Consider the following 18,263-nt stretch of genomic DNA (forward strand, 5'->3'; position numbering starts at 1 on the left):
ATGACCGACGGTTTCGACGTCACGGGCAGGTCCATCGCCGAACTGCGCGCCGCCCTGGAGGACGGCAGCACCACCGCCGTCGGCCTGGTCGTGGCCTACCGCGCACGCATCGCCCGCCACGACCGTCCGGCCGGCAACAGCGAACACGGCGCACACGCCGCCGACGGTGGAGTGCCGCTCAACTCCGTCATCGTCGACAACCCGGACGCCGAGGCCGACGCCCGCGCCTCCGACGAACGACGCCGCACCGGCACCCTCCTCGGCCCGCTCGACGGCATCCCCTACACCGCCAAGGAGTCCTACCTGGCCCGTGGCCTCACCGCCTCGGCCGGCTCCCCCGCCTTCGCCACCCTCGTCGCACAGTGCGACGCCTTCACCGTCGAACGGCTGCGCGGCGGCGGCGCCGTCCTGCTCGGACTGACGACGATGCCGCCGATGGCCAACGGCGGCATGCAGCGTGGCCTGCACGGGCGCGCCGAGAGCCCCTACGACGCGTCCTACCTGACCAGCGCGTTCGCCTCCGGGTCGTCCAACGGTTCGGGCACGGCGACCACCGCCGAGTTCGCCGCCTTCGGCCTCGGCGAGGAGACCTGGTCGTCCGGCCGGGCACCGGCGTCGTGCAACGCGTTGTGCGCCTACACCCCCTCGCGCGGGGTGATCTCCACGCGCGGGAACTGGCCGCTGGTGCCGACCATGGACGTCGTCGTGCCGCACACCCGCTCCATGGCGGACATGGCCGAGGTGCTCGACGTGGTCGTCGCCGACGACCACACCACCCGCGGCGACTTCTGGAGGACCCAACCCTGGGTCCACGTCCCGGCGTCCTCCGCGGTGCGTCCGGAAAGCTACCGGACGCTCGCCTCCGCGACCGGCGGGGACCTCGCCGGTGTGCGCCTCGGCGTGCCGGCGATGTACGTCAACGCCGACGCTGCCGCCGGCACCGGCGGCGACCGCACCGGCGACACCGGGGTCGGCGGTCCGATGGGACGCCGCATCGAGACGTCCCCGGACGTCCTCGCCGCGTGGGAGGCGCTGCGCGCCGACCTCGAAGAGGCCGGCGCGACCGTGGTCGAGGTCGACTTCCCCGTGGTCAGCAACTACGAGGGCGACCGGCCCGGCGCGCCGACGGTGTCCACCCGCGGCCTGCTCGACCCCGCCTACCTGGACCTGGAGGTCGGTGCGCTCGCCGCCTGGGCCTGGGAGGACTTCCTGCAGGCCAACGGCGACCCCGCGCTGGACTCGCTCAGCGCACTCGACCCGCAGGACGGCTCGACGATCTTCCCCCACCCCGACGGTGCCCTTCCGGACCGCTACGACGGCTTCGACGACGACATCGCCACCTACCCCGCCCTCGTCGCCGGGCTCGGCTACACCGGGCCGGACGACCTCCTCCGCAACCCCTCGTTCTCACTGCTCGCCGACGGTGTGCACGGACTGGAGGAGACCCGCCGGGTCGACCTGGAGCAGTGGATGGACGACCTCGGCCTGGATGCCGTGGTCTTCCCCGCCATGGCCGACGTGGGCCCGTCCGACGCCGACACCGACCCCGCCTCCGCCGAACTGGCCTGGCGCAACGGCGTGTGGGTCGCCAACGGCAACCTCGTTCCGCGGCACCTCGGGATCCCCACGGTGACCGTGCCGATGGGGAGCACCGGCGGCGTGCCGGTGGGCCTGACCCTGGCGGGACGCGCCTGGGACGACAACCGCCTGCTCGCCCTCGGCGCCGCCGTCGAGGCCACCGCCCCGTCCGGCACCCGGCGCGTCCCGCCGGCACGTACCACCACCAACACCACCACCGACACCACCACCGCGGCCGTCACCACCGGCCCCACCGAAAGGTCCCTCCCATGACCGCACTGGTACCGAAGCCAGACACCACCGACATCCCGACCGTCACCACCCAGAGCGACCCCGACGTCTCCGTGCACGGTGCCGAGACACGCGGGATCGAGTACATCACCGAGGACGAACGGGGCGGTCACCCCGGTTCACTGTTCTGGGTGTGGGCGACCCCCAACATCAGCTTCCTCACCATCACCCTGGGCGCGGTCCTCGTCGCCGGACTGGGCCTGAGTCTCTGGCAGGCGCTCGCCGTCACGGTCATCGCGAACCTCGGGTGGATCCTCGTCGGCATCCTCGCCGTCAGTGGGCCGGCGGCCGGGACCTCGGGCTCCGTGATCACCCGCGCGATGTACGGCATCCGGGGCAACAAGATCATCGTCGGGCTCTACGGGTGGCTGCTCTCCGCGGTCTACCTGTCATTGACCTGGTCGGCGGCCTCGGTCAACGGTGTCGGCCTGCTCAACCGATTCGGGGTGCCCTCCGGCGTCGCCGTCGACGTCACCGTCGTCATCGTGATCTCCGGGGTCACCGCCCTGGTCGGCATCTACGGCCATGGGCTGATCACCCGGCTCTACCCGTACGTCGCCAACGCCCTGGCCGTGGTGTTCCTGCTGGCCACCGCGTTCATGATCCCCCACTTCGACCTCAGCTACCGTCCCACCGAGCAGCTCGGCGGCATCGAGCTGGCCGCCGCGATGAGCATCGGCGTGACGATCCTCGCGTCCGCCCCGCTGTCCTTCTTCAACAGCCCCGACATGGCCCGCTACCTGCCGAGCGACACCCCGAAGTGGAAGACCGCCGCGGCGACAGGCTGTGGCGGGGCGAGCGCCGGGATCATCTTCACCATGGTCGGTGCCCTGATCGCCACCGGCGCGGGCTTCGACATGATCGGCGACCCGCTGGGGGCCTTCGAGGCGGCGATGCCGTCCTGGTTCTTCCCGGTCTTCACCCTCGGCGTGATCGTCGCGGCCATCGGCCTCAACGGCATGACGACCTACAGCGCGAGCCTGTCCCTGCAGGCCCTCGGCATCCCGTTGAAGCGCATCCCGTCCACCCTGATCATCACCGTGATCGGCACGCTGCTGACCGTCGTGTCCGTGGCCGTCTACGACTTCACCACCTCGGTGTCGCTGCTGCTGCAGCTCATCGTCATCGCCTCGGGCCCGTTGATCACCGTCTTCGCCACGGACGTGGTCCTGCGGCGCAACCGGTACGACGGTCCCACGCTGCTCGACGACTCCCCGCACAGCCCCTTCTGGTTCCGCGACGGCTGGAACTGGAACGGCCTGGCGAGCGTCTCCGTGGGCGGCGTCGCCGCACTGCTGTGCATCAGCACCGACGTCTTCGTCGGCCCGGTCTCCAGCCTCACCGGCATGGACCTGTCGATCCCGGCGGGCATCGCCGTCAGCGCCCTCGTCTACACAGTCCTCTACCGCAACGCCCCCACCTCCCGTTAGGAGCACCAGCATGAGCACCATCTACCGCAACGCCACCGTCTTCACCGGTGCGGCGGACGCCCCGACCGCCGAGGCCTTCGCCGTCGAGGACGGCCGGTTCACCGCGGTCGGCACCCTCGGCGAGGTGCGGGACGCCGTCACCGCCGCGACGGCCGCGGTCACCGAGGTCGACCTCGCAGGACGCTTCGTCGCCCCGGGCGTCATCGACTCGCACACGCACCTGGCGTCCTTCGGTACCGCGCTGGGCAAGGCGCAGCTGCGCGACTGCCGTTCCCTGGCCGAGATCCAGGACCGGCTGCTCGCCTGGCGCCGCGACAACCCGGAGGCTCCCCGGGTGCTCGGCGTCAGCTGGCTCTTCGACGCCGTCGGCGACACCCACCCCACCGCCGCGATGCTGGACGAGGTCCTCCCCGACGTCCCCGTCTACCTCGACGCCAACGACCTGCACTCCACCTGGCTGAACTCCGCGGCCCTGCGCGAGGCCGGCATCGACCGCGACACCCCTGACCCGGTCGGCGGCGAGATCGCACGCGACGCCACCGGCGAGGCGACCGGGCTGCTCTACGAGACCGCCGGACGCAAGTACGCCTGGGACTTCCTCGACAGCATCACCACCCTGGACGACCGGGTCGCCTCCCTGCGGCTGGCCTTCGACGCCTACCTGGAGTCCGGGGTCACCGGTGTCACCGACATGGCACTGACCGCACCGGAGGTCGCCGCCGTACGCACCATCATCGAGCGTGACGGACGGCTGCCGTTCCCGATCACCGGGCACGTGCTGATGATCGCCGAGGACGACCCCGCGGAGAACCTCGCCCAGGTCGACCAGGTGGTGGCGCTGCGCGAGGAACTCGAGACCGGCGGCGAGTCCGGCTGGTTCCGCATCGCCGGGGTGAAGTTCATCATGGACGGCGTCATCGACGCGAGGACCGCCACCATGTGCTGCGCCTACGCCGACGGCACCAACGCCGACCCCATCTGGGACGCCGGGAGCATGAAACCGGTCGCCGCCGCGGTCGACGCCGCCGGACTGCAGATCGCCATGCACGCCATCGGCGACCGCACCAGCGAGATCGCGATCGACGTGCTCGAGCACTGTGCCGCCGAGAACGGCAGCGACATCCGGTCCCGTCGGCACCGCATCGAGCACCTGGAGAGCGTGACCGACGCGACGATCCACCGCATGGCGGAACTCGGCGCCGTGGCGTCCATGCAGCCGGTGCACAGTGACCCGGCGATCCTGGAGAACTGGAAGGCCGTGCTCGGCGACGAGCGTCAGGAGCGCGGGTTCCCGTGGCACAGGATCCGGGAGTCCGGCATCCCCATGACCCTGGGGACCGACGCCCCCACCGCACCGCACGAGGCGCTGCCGAACCTGTACATCGCCCTGACCGGCGGTTCGTCGCTGTCCCCGTCGCTGCCGCCGTACCACCCGGAACGCGCCTTCACGCCGGCCGAGGCACTCTCTGCGCTCACCGCCGGCGGTGCCTACGCCGGGCACATGGACTCCACCGGGTACGTCCGGGAGGGTTTCCAGGCCAACTTCATCGAGCTGGACGTCGACCCGCTGACGGTCGAACCCCGCGAGGTCCTCGACGCGAACGTGGTCGCCACGTACGTCCTCGAGGACCGCGTGTACGGGGGCGAACGTGACTGAGACCGCGACCGTCGCCCCACCGCAGGCGACCACCGACCCACCGCACCTGACCCGCACGCTCGGGACGTCGTCACTGGTCCTCTTCGGACTGGTGTACATGGTGCCGCTGACCATCTTCACCACCTACGGCATCGTCACGCAGATCACCGGCGGCCGGTTGCCGTTGGCCTACCTGGTCACGCTCGTGGCGATGATGTTCACCGCCCGGTCCTACGGGCTGCTGTCGCGGGCGTTCCCCGTGGCAGGGTCCGCCTACGTCTACTCCCGCCGGACCTTCGGCGGACCGGTCGGATTCCTGACCGGGTGGGCGCTGATGATGGACTACCTGTTCCTGCCGATGATCAACTACCTGGTGCTCGGGATCTACGCCCACGAGGCGATCCCCGCCGTCCCGGCCTGGGGTTTCGCACTCGCCGGTATCGTGCTGGTGACCACGTTGAACCTCTTCGGGATCGTGACGATCGCCCGGACGACGTACCTGATCGTCGCCCTCCAGGCGGTGTTCATCGTGGTGTTCGTGGTCTCGTCGGTCTTCTCGCTCAACGGGTCCGGGTCCGTGGACCTGCTCGCGCCGCTGAGGGGTGACGGCAGCGAGCCCGGCCTCGACCCCCTCATCGCCGGAGCGGCGATCCTGTGCCTCTCCTTCCTGGGGTTCGACGCGGTAAGCACCTTCTCCGAGGACGCGAAGAACCCGCAGCGCACGGTACCCCGCGCCATCATGCTGACGACCCTCATCGCCGGAGGCCTGTTCACCGCCCTGGCCTACGTCTCCCACCTGGTCCTGCCCCAGTCGACCTTCGCCGACGTCGACGCCGCGGCGGTCGAGGTCATGTCCGCGGCCGGCGGCGCATTCCTCGGGGCGTTCTTCACCGCCGCCTACGTCGCCGGGTCGTTGGGTTCGGCCCTGACGTCCCAGGCCGCGGTGTCGCGGATCATCTACTCGATGGGCCGCGACGGCGTGCTGCCCAAGGCCGTCTTCGGCCGGTTGAGTGCGCGGTACAAGAGCCCCTTCGCCGCGATCATCCTGACCTCCCTGATCGGGGTGCTGGCCCTGGTGCTGGACCTGGACACCGTGTCGTCGTTGATCAGCTTCGGAGCGCTCACGGCGTTCACCCTGGTCAACCTCGCCGTCATCCGGCACTTCTTCTTCACCGAGAAGAAGAGGGGTGCCCGCGGGGTGGTCAACCACCTCATCGTGCCCGCCCTGGGGTTCCTCATCACGCTCTGGTTGTGGACGAGTCTCTCCGGACTCGCCCTGGCCGTGGGCATCGCCTGGGTCGCGATCGGTGTCCTCTGGCTGGCCGTCATCACCCATGGCTTCCGGCGGCCGACGCCGGACCTGGAGGGAATGGACTGACCCCGAGACTGCTCTCCGAAATCGTACCTACAATCGGCACCACGTCCCCGACAACGACCTCACGAACACACGAAACGACATGAACAGCGAGGACCGCACCATGAACAACCCCTACCGCAGCATCGACGTCGCCACCGGCACCGTCCTGTCCGAGCACGACCACGCCACCGACGCCGAGATCAGCGCAGCCCTGGACTCCGCCCACGCCGCCGCGGCGTCCTGGGCGGCGACGAGCCTCGAGGAGCGCGCAAAGATCGTCAACCGCGTCGCCGACCTGTTCGCCGAGCGGCAGGACGAACTGGGCGCGATCATCACCCGCGAGATGGGCAAGCCCGTCGCCGAGGCACCCGGGGAGGCCGAGTTCAGCGGCGACATCTTCCGCTACTACGCCACCCACGCCGCGAAACTCACCGAGGACCTCGTGATCGAGGACACCGCCGAGTCGCGCAGCGTGGTGCAGCGTCGGCCGGTGGGCACGCTGCTGGGCATCATGCCCTGGAACTACCCCTACTACCAGGTCGCCCGTTTCGCCGCACCGAACCTGATGCTGGGCAACACGATCCTGCTCAAGCACGCCGAGAGCGTGCCGGAGTCCGCCCTGGCCATCCAGAAGATCATGGACGATGCCGGCGTGCCGGAGGGCGTGTACACCAACATCTTCGCCACCCACGACCAGATCGCCACGGTCATCGAGGACCCCCGCGTTCAGGGTGTCTCGCTGACCGGTTCGGAGCGTGCCGGCGCCGCGATCGCCGCGCAGGCGGGTGCGGCGTTGAAGAAGGCCGTGCTGGAGCTCGGCGGTTCCGACCCCTACGTGATCCTGTCCAGCGACGACATCCGCGCCGCGGCGCGCAACGCCCTGGAGATCCGCCTGGAGAACACCGGCCAGGCCTGCAACTCCAACAAGCGCATCATCGTGCACGAGGACGTCTACGACGAGTTCGTCGACGAGGCCGTGCACATCATCGGCGCGCTGAAGCCGTCCGACCCCGCGAAGGTCGACGACGTGCTGACCGCGTTCGGCCCGATGTCCTCGGAGGGCGCCGCGGACAAGATCGTCTCGCAGATCGGCGCCGCCGTGGAGTCCGGTGCGACGCTGCGCACCGGCGGTGAGCGCGTCGGTGGCGGGCACGCCGACGGGTTCTTCGTGTCCCCCGCGGTGATCACCGACATCGAGGTCGGCTCCGACATCTACTACGAGGAGTTCTTCGGACCGGTGGTACAGGTGTACAAGGTGTCCTCGGACGAGGAGGCGCTGACCCTGGCCAACGACACCCAGTACGGCCTGGGTTCCTCGGTCTACGCCACCGAGGAGGGACGCGCCGAGAAGTTCGCCGAGGGCCTGGAGGCCGGCATGGTCGGCGTGAACCAGCCCGCCCCGGAGACCGAGGATATGCCCTTCGGCGGGGTGAAGCGCTCCGGCTACGGCCGCGAGCTCGGCCCGCTGGGCATGGACGAGTTCGTGAACAAGCGCCTGTACTCGGTGAAGAAGTAGGCGCCCGGGGCAGCCCCGTAGGTCATCCCTCGCTGATGGTCATCTTCGCGATCTTGCCTCCGGTGATCTCGAAGTCGAAGCGGGACGGGCCGCTGACGTAGCCGGAGCGCCAGTCACCGTCGACGATCACCCGCCCGTCCGCGATGAGCACGTCCTCCGCGACGAAGGTCGGCCTCGACCCGATGAACGCCACCGCGCTCCAGGCGTCGATACCGTCCCTCCCCGCGACACGGTGACCCCAGTCGTCGACCACACCGTCCTCGGTGAAGGCGTCCAGGAACGCCTGCCCGTCATGGGCGTTGACCGAGTCGAAGAACGACGCGATCGGTTCCGGCATGCAGTGCCTGTCCGGCACCCCACTGTCTACGTCCGTCATCGTCAACGCCTTTCTCAGCGGGTGGTGTATCCGCCGTTGGCGAAGATGGTCTGCCCGGTGATCCACCAGCCGTCGCTGGCCAGGAACCGGATGATCGGTGCGATGTCCCCGATCTGGGTGAGCTGGCCTCCCAGCGCCTGCGACTTGTGGAACTCCACGCGTTCCGGGGTCTCCTGCCCGTAGAAGAACGGTGTGTCCATCGGTCCGGGTGCCACGGCGTTCACCGAGATCCCCCGGTCGGCGAACTCCTTGGACGCCGCGCGGGTGAAGTGCTCCACCGGGGCCTTGCCGCCGGCGTAGGTCGAGTAGCCGTCGGTGTAGGCGGCGAGCAGCGCGGTGACCACGGTGATGATCTTCCCGTCGTCGGAGAGGCGCCGTCCCGCCTCCTTGAGGAAGAAGAACGCGGCCTTGGAGTTGATGTCGAACATCGCGTCGTACTCGTCCTCGGTGGTCTCCACGATGGGCTTGCGCAGGACCTTGCCGACGGTGTTGACCGCCACGTCGACCGGGCCGAGCAGACCCTCCGCCTCGTCGAACAGCGTCCCGACGTTCGCGGCGGAGGTGAGGTCACCGCGGACGAGCCCGGCACGTACGCCCTGTTCCTCGACCGCCGCCAGCGTCTCCTCCGCCTCCCCGCGGCTGGAGTCGGAGTTGTAGTGGATCACGATGTTCGCGCCCTCGGCCGCGAACTGCCGGGCCACCAGCCCGCCGAGGTTCTTGCCGCCGCCGGCGATCAGGACGTTCCTGCCCCTGAGCGTGTGGTCTGCCATGGTGTCTTCCCTTCCTGGTTCTCGAGTACGTCCGGAGTGGCACGATCGTCGCCGCGCCTATCGTCGATACAGGGTCCTATATCGTCGATATGTGCGCTACGGTAGCAGCATGAGCACGGACGTGTCGACGGGAACGCGGGAGAAGCTGATCTCCGCTGCGGCGGAACTGATCGCCAACTCCCCCGGCGAAGGTTTCTCGCTCCGGGCGGTGTGCGACACCGTGGGCGTGAAACTTCCGACCGCGTACCACTTCTTCGGCTCGAAGCAGGGGTTGGCGGATGCCGTGGTCGAGCACGGTTTCGACATGTACATCGCCGAGAAACAGGCGATGGAGTGGACCGGCGACCCGATCCAGGACATCCGCACCGGCTGGGACGCCCACGTGGCCTTCGGGCTCAGGAACCCCGGTTTCTACGCGTTGATGTACGGCGAGGTGCAGCCCGGCCACGCCCCCGCCGCGCAGTCGCGACCCACCGAGATCCTGCTCGGACTGGCGACCCAGGCCGCCGACCAGGGCCGGCTCTGCGTCCCCCCGGCCCAGGCAACGGAGCACATCCTGGCGACGAACGTCGGCGTCACCCTGCGCCAGATCGTGCAGGACGCTCCCGACCCCGCGCTCTCCGCGGCGGTCCGCGAAGGCGTCATCAGCGCCATCACCGGCGCTGCGGAGCAGGACGACGCGGCGTCCTCCCACGCACTGTCCACGGTCGCGGAACTCGCCGCGGCCCACCCGGACACCCTCGGCCCCGCCGAGACCCGCCTGCTGCAGGAATGGCTGCAGCGGTTGCGGGCCGAGCAGCCGGGCCGGGCCTGACGGCGCGCCCACCTACCCCGGCAGGTACGCCGTCCCCGTCATGATGGTGCGCGCGGTGCGCGCCATCCCGGCCGACACCAGCACCCCGTCGGACGTCTCCGCCAGGACGGTGACCGTCCCCTTCGGGTGCCGGATGGTGGTCTCCGCCTGCGTCCCGCCCGGCAGGACGGCGTCCATCACCGTCCCCGGCAACGCCGCCGCCGACCCCAGGGCGAGCGCCGCCGTCGCCGGAACCGCATGGTGGACGACGCCCATCGAGGTCACACGCACGACCACGTCGGCGGCGCCGGTGCCGTCGGCACCGCGCGCCCCGCGTGCGACGCACGCGACCTTCGGGACGACGGCACTCTCGGGCAGCCCCATGCGCCGCGCGGCGTCCTGCCGTAGGCGCTCGATGCGTTCCAGCAACCCGGCGTCGGTGTTGAGTTCGTCCCGGCTGAGCGTCACGTCCACGTCGACCTCGTGGGCGTCGACGATGACCAGCGGGTTCGTGACGTCCACCAGGGTGGCGCGCACGCCGCCGTCGAGCACCGTCACCGGCCCCAGCGGGAGCACCGACCCGGTCGTCTCACCGCCGGGCTCCAGGAAACTCAGGTCGATGCGGGGCCCGGGACGCCCGGCGCCGGACATCACGTAGTCACCGTCGCGCGGGAGCCGCCCGTCCTCCAGCGCGTGGTCCAGCACGAAGACCGCACCGGTGTTGGCGTTCCAGACCCGCAGCGTCGTGCGGTCGCCGCGGGGTCCGACGAGCCCCGCGTCCAGCGCGAAGGCGCTCACCGCGGCGCTCAGGTTGCCGCAGTTGCCCGTCCAGTCCACGGTGGTGGAGTCGACCGCGGGCTGGGCGAAGACGCTGACGAGGTCCACGTCGCCGGGGCAGGAACCGTGCCACGGCAGGTCGGCAAGGCCAGCAAGGTCGTCCGGCACACCGACCGCCATCACCTTCGTGTTCGACGACGCCCCGCCGCCCAGCCCGTCGACGGCCAGGGGGTCCGGTCCGCCGGTCAGGCCCACGCACAGGGCGTCGCGGGCGCCGGCGTCCCGCGGCAGGTCACGTAGACGCAGGAAGACGCCACGACTCGTGCCACCGCGCATCACCGACACGCGAATCTCGTTTGCCATCGTGTTTGCCATGGCGCTCATCCTGCACGAGTCACAGCCCGACGACCAGCGGGAGGATGCACAGCACACCCGGGACCACCGCCGTCATGCAGAGGGCGGTGACCATGAAGGCCCTGAAGACGTCGTTCTGCCGCTTCACCTCGGCGTTGCCCACCACCAGCGTGCCGGCGATGTGGATCGGGTTCATGACCATGAGCCCGGAGGGGATCGCGACCGCGGCCACGACCCAGAAGATCGCCGGCGAATCGCCGAAGAAGCCGAACACCAGCGGCATCGTCATGCTCAGCACGCCGAGGGCCGAGGACTCCACGTTGCACAGCAGAGCGGTGAGGTACGCCAGCACCAGCAGCAGCAGCGCACCGGCCGCCGCACCACCGAGGGCGTCCTGGATCGCGTCGATCGTGCCGGTCGACTGCAGCAGCCCCAGGTACGTGAGCAGACCGCCGATCAGCAGGACGGCACTCCACGGCACCTGGTCGAACATCCCGTCCTGCGACGGCCGGAAGACCAGCTGGAGCACGGCGGCGACCGCCATGGACGTGAGACCGACGTCCAGCCCGAACACCACGACGCAGACGACGAAGACACCCAGGCCCACCAGCGAGCTGACGGCGTAGACCTTGTTCTTCACCTGCGCGGGACCCTTGCCCTCCTCGACCTGCGCGGCCTGCGGCTCGATGAGGAGCTTCCCCTTGCGTCCCAGGGCGGCGAAGACGACCTGCAGGACGGTGAGAACCACCGCGGTCACGACGACCGCCACGGCCCACAGGCCCCATTCGGAGTAGGTCACCCCGGCATCCGACGCGAGCCGGCTGATCGTGGCACCCGTGGGGTTCAACGGGGACATCCCGAGCGCGACCGCGCCCAGGATGACACCCAGTTCGTTGATCAGGTAGGTGCCCCGGTAGCTCACGGAGATGAACGCGACGAGCGGGACGAGGACGGCGATCGGCCCCGTGCTGAACACACCGACCGTGGACAGGAACCCGCCCAGCAGGAACCCCACCCAGGGGATCAGCGCCTTGCGGTCGCCCACGACACGGAACGCCCCGTCGATCACCCAGTGGATGGAACCACTGAGCTGCAGGTGGCTGAACATCAGGGACACCCCGATGATCAGCACCACGAGGCTGGCGGGGAACGCCTCGTACATCTCACCCGTGTCCGCGCCGGAGACCAGCACCAGCACGAAAGCCGCCCCGAGGGACAGCGTGCCGATGTTGACCTTCTTCCACACCGCCAACAGCAGGACGACGATCAACAACACCAGGGACAACGTCTGCGGAAAGGTCACTCGAGCTCCTACAACTAGTTTAGATACTTAACTGTACTTGTTTGAGCGTGTGACGCAAACCGACGAGAGGCCGGAAGTCAGCGTCGCGCCCGGGCCGTCTGGTCGTAGACCGTGTAGTAGTCGGCGCGGACCAGGTTGCGGTCCTTGACCCGGAAAGCCTCGCGGGCACCCTGGTCGCCACGCAGGTTGCCGTCCAGCCAGGCGGTCATCAGCGTGAAGAACCGGCCCTGGTAGTCCACCGGTGCACTGGTCACCGGGCCCAGGTGGTCGGTGCCGCGCACCCCGACGATGGTCTGGTGCTTGTTCTCGGCGAGCGCGTGCATCGCCTGGTGCGACACCCCGCCCAGACCGTAGGCGTCGTTCTCTCCGTACATGATCAGGAACGGCAGGTTGTCCGGCACCAGCGGCTCCGCGGCGTAGTAGTTCGCCGGCAGCCCCATCGCCACCGCACCCGCCAGGCGGAACCCGGGGATCTGCGCGCCGAGGGCCGGGGCCACCCCACCCTGCGTCGCCGACGCCCACATCGAGGCCCCCGCACCGGCGGAGTACCCGACCAGCGCACTGCGGGAGAAGTCCGCCCGGCGCGCCAGCTCCCCGGCGCGTCCCTGCGTGATCTCCAGCCCGAGGCTGCTCAGGTGCGCCTCCGGGGTGACGAAGGTCAGGTTCGCCGCGCCGTAGCCGATGCGCACCGCGTACCCGCGGGACGCCAGCTTCTTCGCGTAGCTCTCCCCGAAGTACCGCCCGTCGCCGCCCACGCCGGCGGTCATCAGGACGAAGGGGAACTTCTGGTTCGGGTCGGACGACCGCGGGACGTAGTCCCGGTGGCCGAACTGGAGCACCGGCACACCGCCGGGGCCGAAGGGTGGCGGCGCCCACTGGCCGGACTCGGAGACGCTGTATCGTCCTCCCCCGGCGTAGTCGGCGTAGGCGGGGGCAGCGTGGGCGGTGCCGGACAGGACGAGAAGCCCGGCGAGGGACAGTGCGACTGCCCGACGGAGAACCTTGAGTCGAATCATGCTCCTCATTCTCACCAGCGCGCGCGCAGCGTGCCCGTCAGTGTTTAGGTTCCCGCCAGGACCATAAGCGCAGGTGATGATGCGTGCGCGCTCCCCCTTGCTACCCTGGTCCAGTCACCCCGGCCCGCGGGCCGGACCGCACCTGCCGAAAGGACCATCATGACCGCCGGACGAATGAACGTGCTGGCCTGGGTCGCCGAGATCCTCGGCCTGATCATCGTGATCCTCGGCGTGGTCAGCGTACTGCCGGAGCGTTTCCTTGCCGCCGGCCTGCTGCTCATGGTCGTGGGCATCCTCGCCAAGCTCCGGGTCAAGAAGATGGGGCGCCAAGGCTGACGCCTTAGGCCACCGGCCGGAAGTGTTACCACTTTTCGGTGGTCACTGTCGCCGCCCCAGCAGCCCCCCGATCTCCTTCGCCGACTCAGCGACCCGCCCGAGCAATTGCTCGGTGATCTCAAGGTCACCTTTCGTCGCCACGGACACCGACCCGAGCGGGTCCTTCGCCGCCCTGATGGGCATCGCGAGCGCGGACACGTCCGCGTCGTACTCCCCTTTCGTCGCGCAATAGCCGTTCCTCCGGATCTCAGCGAACTGTTCCTCAATGTCCGTCACTGCGGTCCTGGTCTTGTCCGTGTAGTGCGCCATCGGCCGGCTACCGGTGAGCTGGTTTCGCATGATCGAAGGAAGAAACGCGTAGTAGGCCTTCGAGATCGCCCCCACATGGGCAGGGAAAAGTTCACCGGTCATCGGATAGTTCCGCAACGGCCCCTCCACTCCATCGACCGCCACCACAGCCCTCATGTGCGCATGGTCGGCGACGGCGAAAGTCGCGGTGAGCCCCGTGTCCTCCGCCAACTTCGCGACAACCGCCCTGGTCTGGTTAGCCAGGGATGCCGTTCCATGCCAGGTCCGCGCGAGCCCCAGAACCCGTCCACTGAGTCTGTAGGTCCTCCGTCTCGGATCTCGACGCAGGAAGTCCATCGCAGTGAGCGTGTCAATCGTCCTCATCGCCGTCGATGTCGAGCACCCGAGGTGACGTGCCAGCTCCGAGACACCGACCTCGCGCCGGTCGGCGTCGAACAACAGAAGTGTCGCGAGGGCACGTTCCGCGCTCTTCAGTGTGTCGGTCATGTAACCAACTTACCGTATAGCGGGAAACCTATTGCCCTTACGAAACCGGTACCGGAGGCTATGAAGTGATCCAGACCGGTATTACCTACCGGAAGAGACCTACAACACCAAGGAAGGAGTTCTCCGTGACAGACGTGAACTCAGCCGACGAACCGTACACGGACTACGCGTACTTCGACACGGCCGCCGCAGCGCCGCCCGTTCAGGGGGCTGTCGACGCAGCCGTGGACTACCTCAGGAAAACCGGGGAGGTCGGCCCCTACCTTCCCCAGTTCAGGAGCGAGATCTATGCACGGGTGGAGGAGATCCGGGCCGAGACCGCGACCCTCTTCCAGGCCGAACCTGAGGAAATTGCCTTCACCCGCAACGGCACCGAGGCCATCTGTCTCGTAGCCCGCGGATTGCAGTGGGTCGAGGGTGACGAGATCATCGTCCCCGACACCGAGATGCTGAGCAACGTTGCCATCTGGCGACTTCTCGAGCAAGAGGTCGGGATCAAGGTCGTCACCGTGGAAGCAGGGGCCACCGGAGTCCTCGACCCCGGGCAGATCGCCGATGCGATCACGGACCGCACCCGGCTGATCACCTTCGCGTCCCTGTCGAACGTGACCGGTGTCGTCCAGCCTGTCCGCGACATCTGCGAGGTCGCCGCCGCCCGCGGAGTCCTCACCCATGTCGATGCCGCACAGTCGCTCGGCATCGTCCCCCTGGGATTCGACGACTGGAGTTGCGACTTCATCTCCGCGTGCACCCGCAAGGGGCTACGCGGCATCGAAGGGTCGGGAGTCCTCGCGGTACGTTCCTCCCTCGTGGAACAACTCCGGCCGACGCTCGCCGGATGGTGGAACTCCAGCATCGATCCCACCACCGGCGACGTGACCTTCCCCACGACCGCCCGGCGCCTGGAGGCGGGCTCCCCCAACGTCCCCGCCGTCCTTGCCCTCGGCGGTGCGGTCGAGGCCGCCCAGCACGTCGGCGTCGACCATATCCACCAGACCGTCCATGAGCTCACGGACTACGCAGCTGGCCGACTCCGCGCCCTCGGCGACGTGGACATCTATGGCCCCGAGGACGACTCCCGCCGCCTGGGAATTATCCCCTTCAACCTCCGCACCGTCGATTCAGACCAACTCACGAGGTCGCTGGAAGACCGCGGCATCATCATCGAGTCAGGACACTTCATGGCTGGCCCGATCCTCGCGGAATACGGCATCGAGAAGATGGCCCGGATCTCACTCAACTACTTCAACACCAGCCAGGAGATCGACCGTCTCGTCGACGCGATCTCAACGTGGAAGGAATAACCGCATGACTCGCGCACTTCTCATGAGCAGTTCCCGGAAGGACAATCTGGGATACCTGGAGCACGCCGACACACAGCTCCGCACCATCCTGGAGGGGACGAGCCGCAAAGTCCTCTTCATCCCCTACGCAGCAGTGTCATTTAGCTACGACGCCTACGAGGAACTGGCGTCCCCCGCATTCCTCGCTGCAGACGCCGAACTGACCTCGGTACACCATTTCGACGACCCCGTAGCCGCCGTCAACGACGCCGACGTCATCGCAGTCGGCGGTGGCAACAGTTTCGCCCTGTTGAGTCGTCTCTACGAGGCCGGTCTCGTCGACGCGATCCGGGACCGGGTCAGCGGCGGCCACGCCTCCTACATCGGTTGGAGCGCGGGGACGAACGTCGCCACCCCAACCATCCGCACGACGAACGACATGCCCATCGTCGAACCGCCGACGCTAGCCTCCATCTGCCTCGTCCCCTTCCAGATCAACCCCCACTTCATCCCCGGCAAGCCACAGGGCCACAACGGCGAGAGCCGGGAGGAGAGGTTGCTGGAGTTCACGGAGATCAACCCGACCGAGGAGGTGCTGGGGCTCTACGAAGGCGGTGCCCTGTTGGTCGACGGCACCGACGGTGAGGTCCTCGGAGAGCGCGACGCACTCGTCTTCTCCCACGGTGTCGAGCCGACCACCCTCGCGCGGAACAAGCGCTTCCCCCTCTCCGACCTGAAAGGACCGGCCAACTGATGTCACTTCGCGAAATCATGGACGTCTGCGACCTCATGGACGACCCGGGGCTCACCGGTGAGCGCATCGCCGAGCTGCTCCGCGCGCCAGCCGCGCCCGGCGTACGCATCAACGTGGAACGGGTCAGCTACGACGAGCCGGAGGACACCTCCAAGTTCTGCGACTTCCTGAAGATCACGATCCCGGGGATCTCCGGCGCATCGGCCGGAGGCAACTCTCCGACCCTCGGACTGGTCGGCAGGCTCGGCGCCCAACAGGCACAACCGGAGCGAATCGGCTACGTCTCCGACGCCGACGGGTCGATCGTCGTGCTGGCGGCGGCCCTGCGACTCATCCGACTTGCGGCTGCCGGAGGACGACTCGACGGGGATGTCGTAATCACCACCCATGTGGCCACGCACGTGAGCATCACTCCGAGGGAGCCCGTCGACTTCATGGGCACCCCAGTGTCCTCGGACGTCATGAACGCCCACGAGGTCGACAACTCAATGGACGCGATCTTGTCCTTCGACACGTCCAAGGGAAATCGGCTGATAAACCACCGCGGTGTGGCGATCTCCCCGACCGCCCAGGCCGGCTATCTACTGCCGGTCGCGAATGATCTGGTCACACTGCTGGAGTATGCGACGGGCGAGCCCGCGAGGACGTTCCCTCTGTCGCAGCAGGACATCACCCCGTACGACAATGGACTGAGGCACTTCAACTCGATCATGCAGCCGACGGTCGCCACAGACGCCCCGGTCGTGGGCGTCGCGCTCACCGCCAAGGCTGTAGTCCCAGGGTCATCCACGGGTGCCAGCTACGAGTCCGCACTGTTCGACGCCACCCGCTTCGCCGTTCAGGCTGCGAAACAGTTCGGCCGGGGCGAGGTGAGCTTCGTAGATTCTGACGAGGTCGCCACCCTGACCGAGCGCTACGGCCCCATGGACCGCTTCCAACAATAGGGCGATCAGGGCGCGCGACCACACGCGCGCCCGGGCCACCCCTCCCCTGCGAGAAAGAGCCATCATGGAAACCCCACCCGCAGCAGATAACACCACTGCCACCCCTACTGCACCGCCACAGCATCCCCGTGCCTATGAACCCGGCGTATTCATCCTTTGCATCCTTCTGAGCCTCCTCGGCGCGATCATCGGTGTACACCTGATCACCACGCTGGGAATCTCCGCCAACACCAGCGTCATCGGCGCTGTCATAGCCATGATGATCGGCAGGGCGTCATTCGCCGGGCTACGCAAATTCAAGAACCCTCACCGACAGAACCTGCTGCAGACCGCCATCTCAACGGCGACATTCGCAGCAGCGAACGCACTGCTCGCGCCCATTGCCGTCCCGTATGCACTCGGTCAACCCGAACTCGTGTGGCCGATGCTTCTCGGATGCTCAATCGGAGTCGCGGTCGACGTGTTCGTGCTGTTCCGTGCTTTCGGCTCCAGGTTCATGCCGGCATCTGCCCCGTGGCCGCCCGGGGTCGCCTCGGCGGAGACCATTCGCGCCGGAGTCCTCGGAGGTCGACGCGTTTTCATCCTCCTCGGCGGTGCCGTCGTCGGTATCGGTGGTTCTCTTCTTTCTTTGCCGATGTCGGCAGCCGGCGTCGCACTGATCGGCAACCTCTGGGCCCTGCTGATGTTTGCATTCGGGCTGTTGATCGCGCAGTACGCGCCAGCATTGTGGGACATCAACCTGAGTGAGCTCTACGTCGCTCACGGTTTCATGATCGGTGCCGGCGTGGTCGCATTGCTGCAGGTCGTCTGGATCATCTTCAAGTCCCGGACAGCATCGGGAAAGCGCTCCGAGACTGCCCGACTGGACGAAGTGGCGAAGGACGAGACCCTCGGGTACACCATCACCGATGCCGCCCTTGGCCGCGCGATCAGCACGGGCTACATTCTCTTCGT

The 18,263-nt window shown here is 68.2% G+C and carries 17 protein-coding genes; 11 read left to right on the top strand and 6 right to left on the bottom strand.

The annotated features are described in order from the left end of the window. The 5 genes from ACT3TD_RS05735 (at window position 1) to ACT3TD_RS05755 (ending at window position 7,808) form a co-directional block, all read left to right on the top strand. A complete protein-coding gene (locus tag ACT3TD_RS05735) occupies window positions 1–1,851 on the top strand; it encodes an amidase (RefSeq protein WP_441579601.1) in 1,851 nt (616 codons plus the stop codon). Next, a complete protein-coding gene (locus ACT3TD_RS05740) occupies window positions 1,848–3,299 on the top strand; it encodes a purine-cytosine permease family protein (RefSeq protein ID WP_441579600.1) in 1,452 nt (483 codons plus the stop codon). The genes ACT3TD_RS05735 and ACT3TD_RS05740 overlap by 4 nt, the downstream gene beginning before the upstream one ends. Before the next feature lie 10 nt (window positions 3,300–3,309). After that, the gene (locus tag ACT3TD_RS05745) at window positions 3,310–4,956 is read left to right on the top strand and encodes an amidohydrolase (RefSeq protein WP_441579599.1); all 1,647 of its coding nucleotides are present in this window, start codon (window positions 3,310–3,312) and stop codon (window positions 4,954–4,956) included. After that, window positions 4,949–6,313 carry an APC family permease gene (locus ACT3TD_RS05750; protein ID WP_441579598.1) on the top strand — a complete coding sequence of 455 codons (1,365 nt, stop codon included), beginning with the start codon at window positions 4,949–4,951 and terminating at the stop codon, window positions 6,311–6,313. Before ACT3TD_RS05745 ends, ACT3TD_RS05750 begins: the two co-directional genes overlap by 8 nt. A gap of 100 nt (window positions 6,314–6,413) precedes the next feature. Beyond that, window positions 6,414–7,808: an aldehyde dehydrogenase family protein gene (locus ACT3TD_RS05755; RefSeq protein WP_444637971.1), complete on the top strand. Its 1,395-nt coding sequence runs from the start codon at window positions 6,414–6,416 to the stop codon at window positions 7,806–7,808. Between the two features lie 22 nt (window positions 7,809–7,830). Here ACT3TD_RS05755 and ACT3TD_RS05760 read toward each other — a convergent pair whose 3' ends face one another. Together ACT3TD_RS05760 and ACT3TD_RS05765 are read right to left on the bottom strand one after the other, a co-directional pair. Then, the gene (locus ACT3TD_RS05760; RefSeq protein WP_301443905.1) at window positions 7,831–8,145 is read right to left on the bottom strand and encodes a nuclear transport factor 2 family protein; all 315 of its coding nucleotides are present in this window, start codon (window positions 8,143–8,145) and stop codon (window positions 7,831–7,833) included. 53 nt (window positions 8,146–8,198) lie between these two features. Next, complete coding sequence (locus ACT3TD_RS05765) at window positions 8,199–8,954, bottom strand: SDR family oxidoreductase (protein WP_444614901.1); 756 nt, start codon at window positions 8,952–8,954, stop codon at window positions 8,199–8,201. 109 nt (window positions 8,955–9,063) lie between these two features. Between ACT3TD_RS05765 and ACT3TD_RS05770 the strand changes: the two genes are divergently transcribed. Then, a complete protein-coding gene (locus ACT3TD_RS05770; protein WP_441579760.1) occupies window positions 9,064–9,768 on the top strand; it encodes a TetR/AcrR family transcriptional regulator in 705 nt (234 codons plus the stop codon). A 12-nt stretch (window positions 9,769–9,780) separates the two neighbouring features. On the opposite strand, the gene ACT3TD_RS05775 is transcribed toward ACT3TD_RS05770, so the two are convergent. The 3 genes from ACT3TD_RS05775 to ACT3TD_RS05785 all read right to left on the bottom strand — a co-directional run bounded on the left by ACT3TD_RS05775 (window position 9,781) and on the right by ACT3TD_RS05785 (window position 13,197). Further along, complete coding sequence (locus ACT3TD_RS05775) at window positions 9,781–10,899, bottom strand: PrpF domain-containing protein (protein WP_444614900.1); 1,119 nt, start codon at window positions 10,897–10,899, stop codon at window positions 9,781–9,783. A 19-nt stretch (window positions 10,900–10,918) separates the two neighbouring features. Further along, window positions 10,919–12,181, bottom strand: coding sequence for an SLC13 family permease (locus ACT3TD_RS05780; RefSeq protein WP_444614899.1), 1,263 nt, complete (start codon window positions 12,179–12,181; stop codon window positions 10,919–10,921). 77 nt (window positions 12,182–12,258) lie between these two features. Next, window positions 12,259–13,197, bottom strand: a complete 939-nt coding sequence (locus tag ACT3TD_RS05785; RefSeq protein ID WP_441579757.1) for an alpha/beta hydrolase — start codon at window positions 13,195–13,197, stop codon at window positions 12,259–12,261. A 159-nt stretch (window positions 13,198–13,356) separates the two neighbouring features. Here ACT3TD_RS05785 and ACT3TD_RS05790 point away from each other — a divergent pair, with 159 nt between their 5' ends. Next, entirely contained in the window at window positions 13,357–13,533 is a 177-nt protein-coding gene (locus ACT3TD_RS05790; protein ID WP_441579756.1) for a hypothetical protein, read from the top strand. A 42-nt stretch (window positions 13,534–13,575) separates the two neighbouring features. On the opposite strand, the gene ACT3TD_RS05795 is transcribed toward ACT3TD_RS05790, so the two are convergent. Beyond that, window positions 13,576–14,328 carry an IclR family transcriptional regulator gene (locus ACT3TD_RS05795; RefSeq protein ID WP_441579755.1) on the bottom strand — a complete coding sequence of 251 codons (753 nt, stop codon included), beginning with the start codon at window positions 14,326–14,328 and terminating at the stop codon, window positions 13,576–13,578. A gap of 125 nt (window positions 14,329–14,453) precedes the next feature. Between ACT3TD_RS05795 and ACT3TD_RS05800 the strand changes: the two genes are divergently transcribed. From ACT3TD_RS05800 to ACT3TD_RS05815, 4 genes are all read left to right on the top strand, one after another. After that, the gene (locus ACT3TD_RS05800) at window positions 14,454–15,632 is read left to right on the top strand and encodes an aminotransferase class V-fold PLP-dependent enzyme (RefSeq protein ID WP_444637972.1); all 1,179 of its coding nucleotides are present in this window, start codon (window positions 14,454–14,456) and stop codon (window positions 15,630–15,632) included. Window positions 15,633–15,636: 4 nt separating this feature from the next. Then, entirely contained in the window at window positions 15,637–16,365 is a 729-nt protein-coding gene (gene pepE, locus ACT3TD_RS05805; RefSeq protein WP_444614897.1) for a dipeptidase PepE, read from the top strand. Then, window positions 16,365–17,309: a DUF1177 domain-containing protein gene (locus tag ACT3TD_RS05810; RefSeq protein ID WP_441579752.1), complete on the top strand. Its 945-nt coding sequence runs from the start codon at window positions 16,365–16,367 to the stop codon at window positions 17,307–17,309. Before pepE ends, ACT3TD_RS05810 begins: the two co-directional genes overlap by 1 nt. A 64-nt stretch (window positions 17,310–17,373) precedes the next feature. Continuing rightward, the coding region (locus tag ACT3TD_RS05815; RefSeq protein WP_444614896.1) for an OPT/YSL family transporter at window positions 17,374–18,263 on the top strand (890 nt) is incomplete at its 3' end.

It is taken from the genome of Corynebacterium sp. AOP36-E1-14 (assembly GCF_052377495.1).
Lineage (GTDB): Bacteria > Actinomycetota > Actinomycetes > Mycobacteriales > Mycobacteriaceae > Corynebacterium.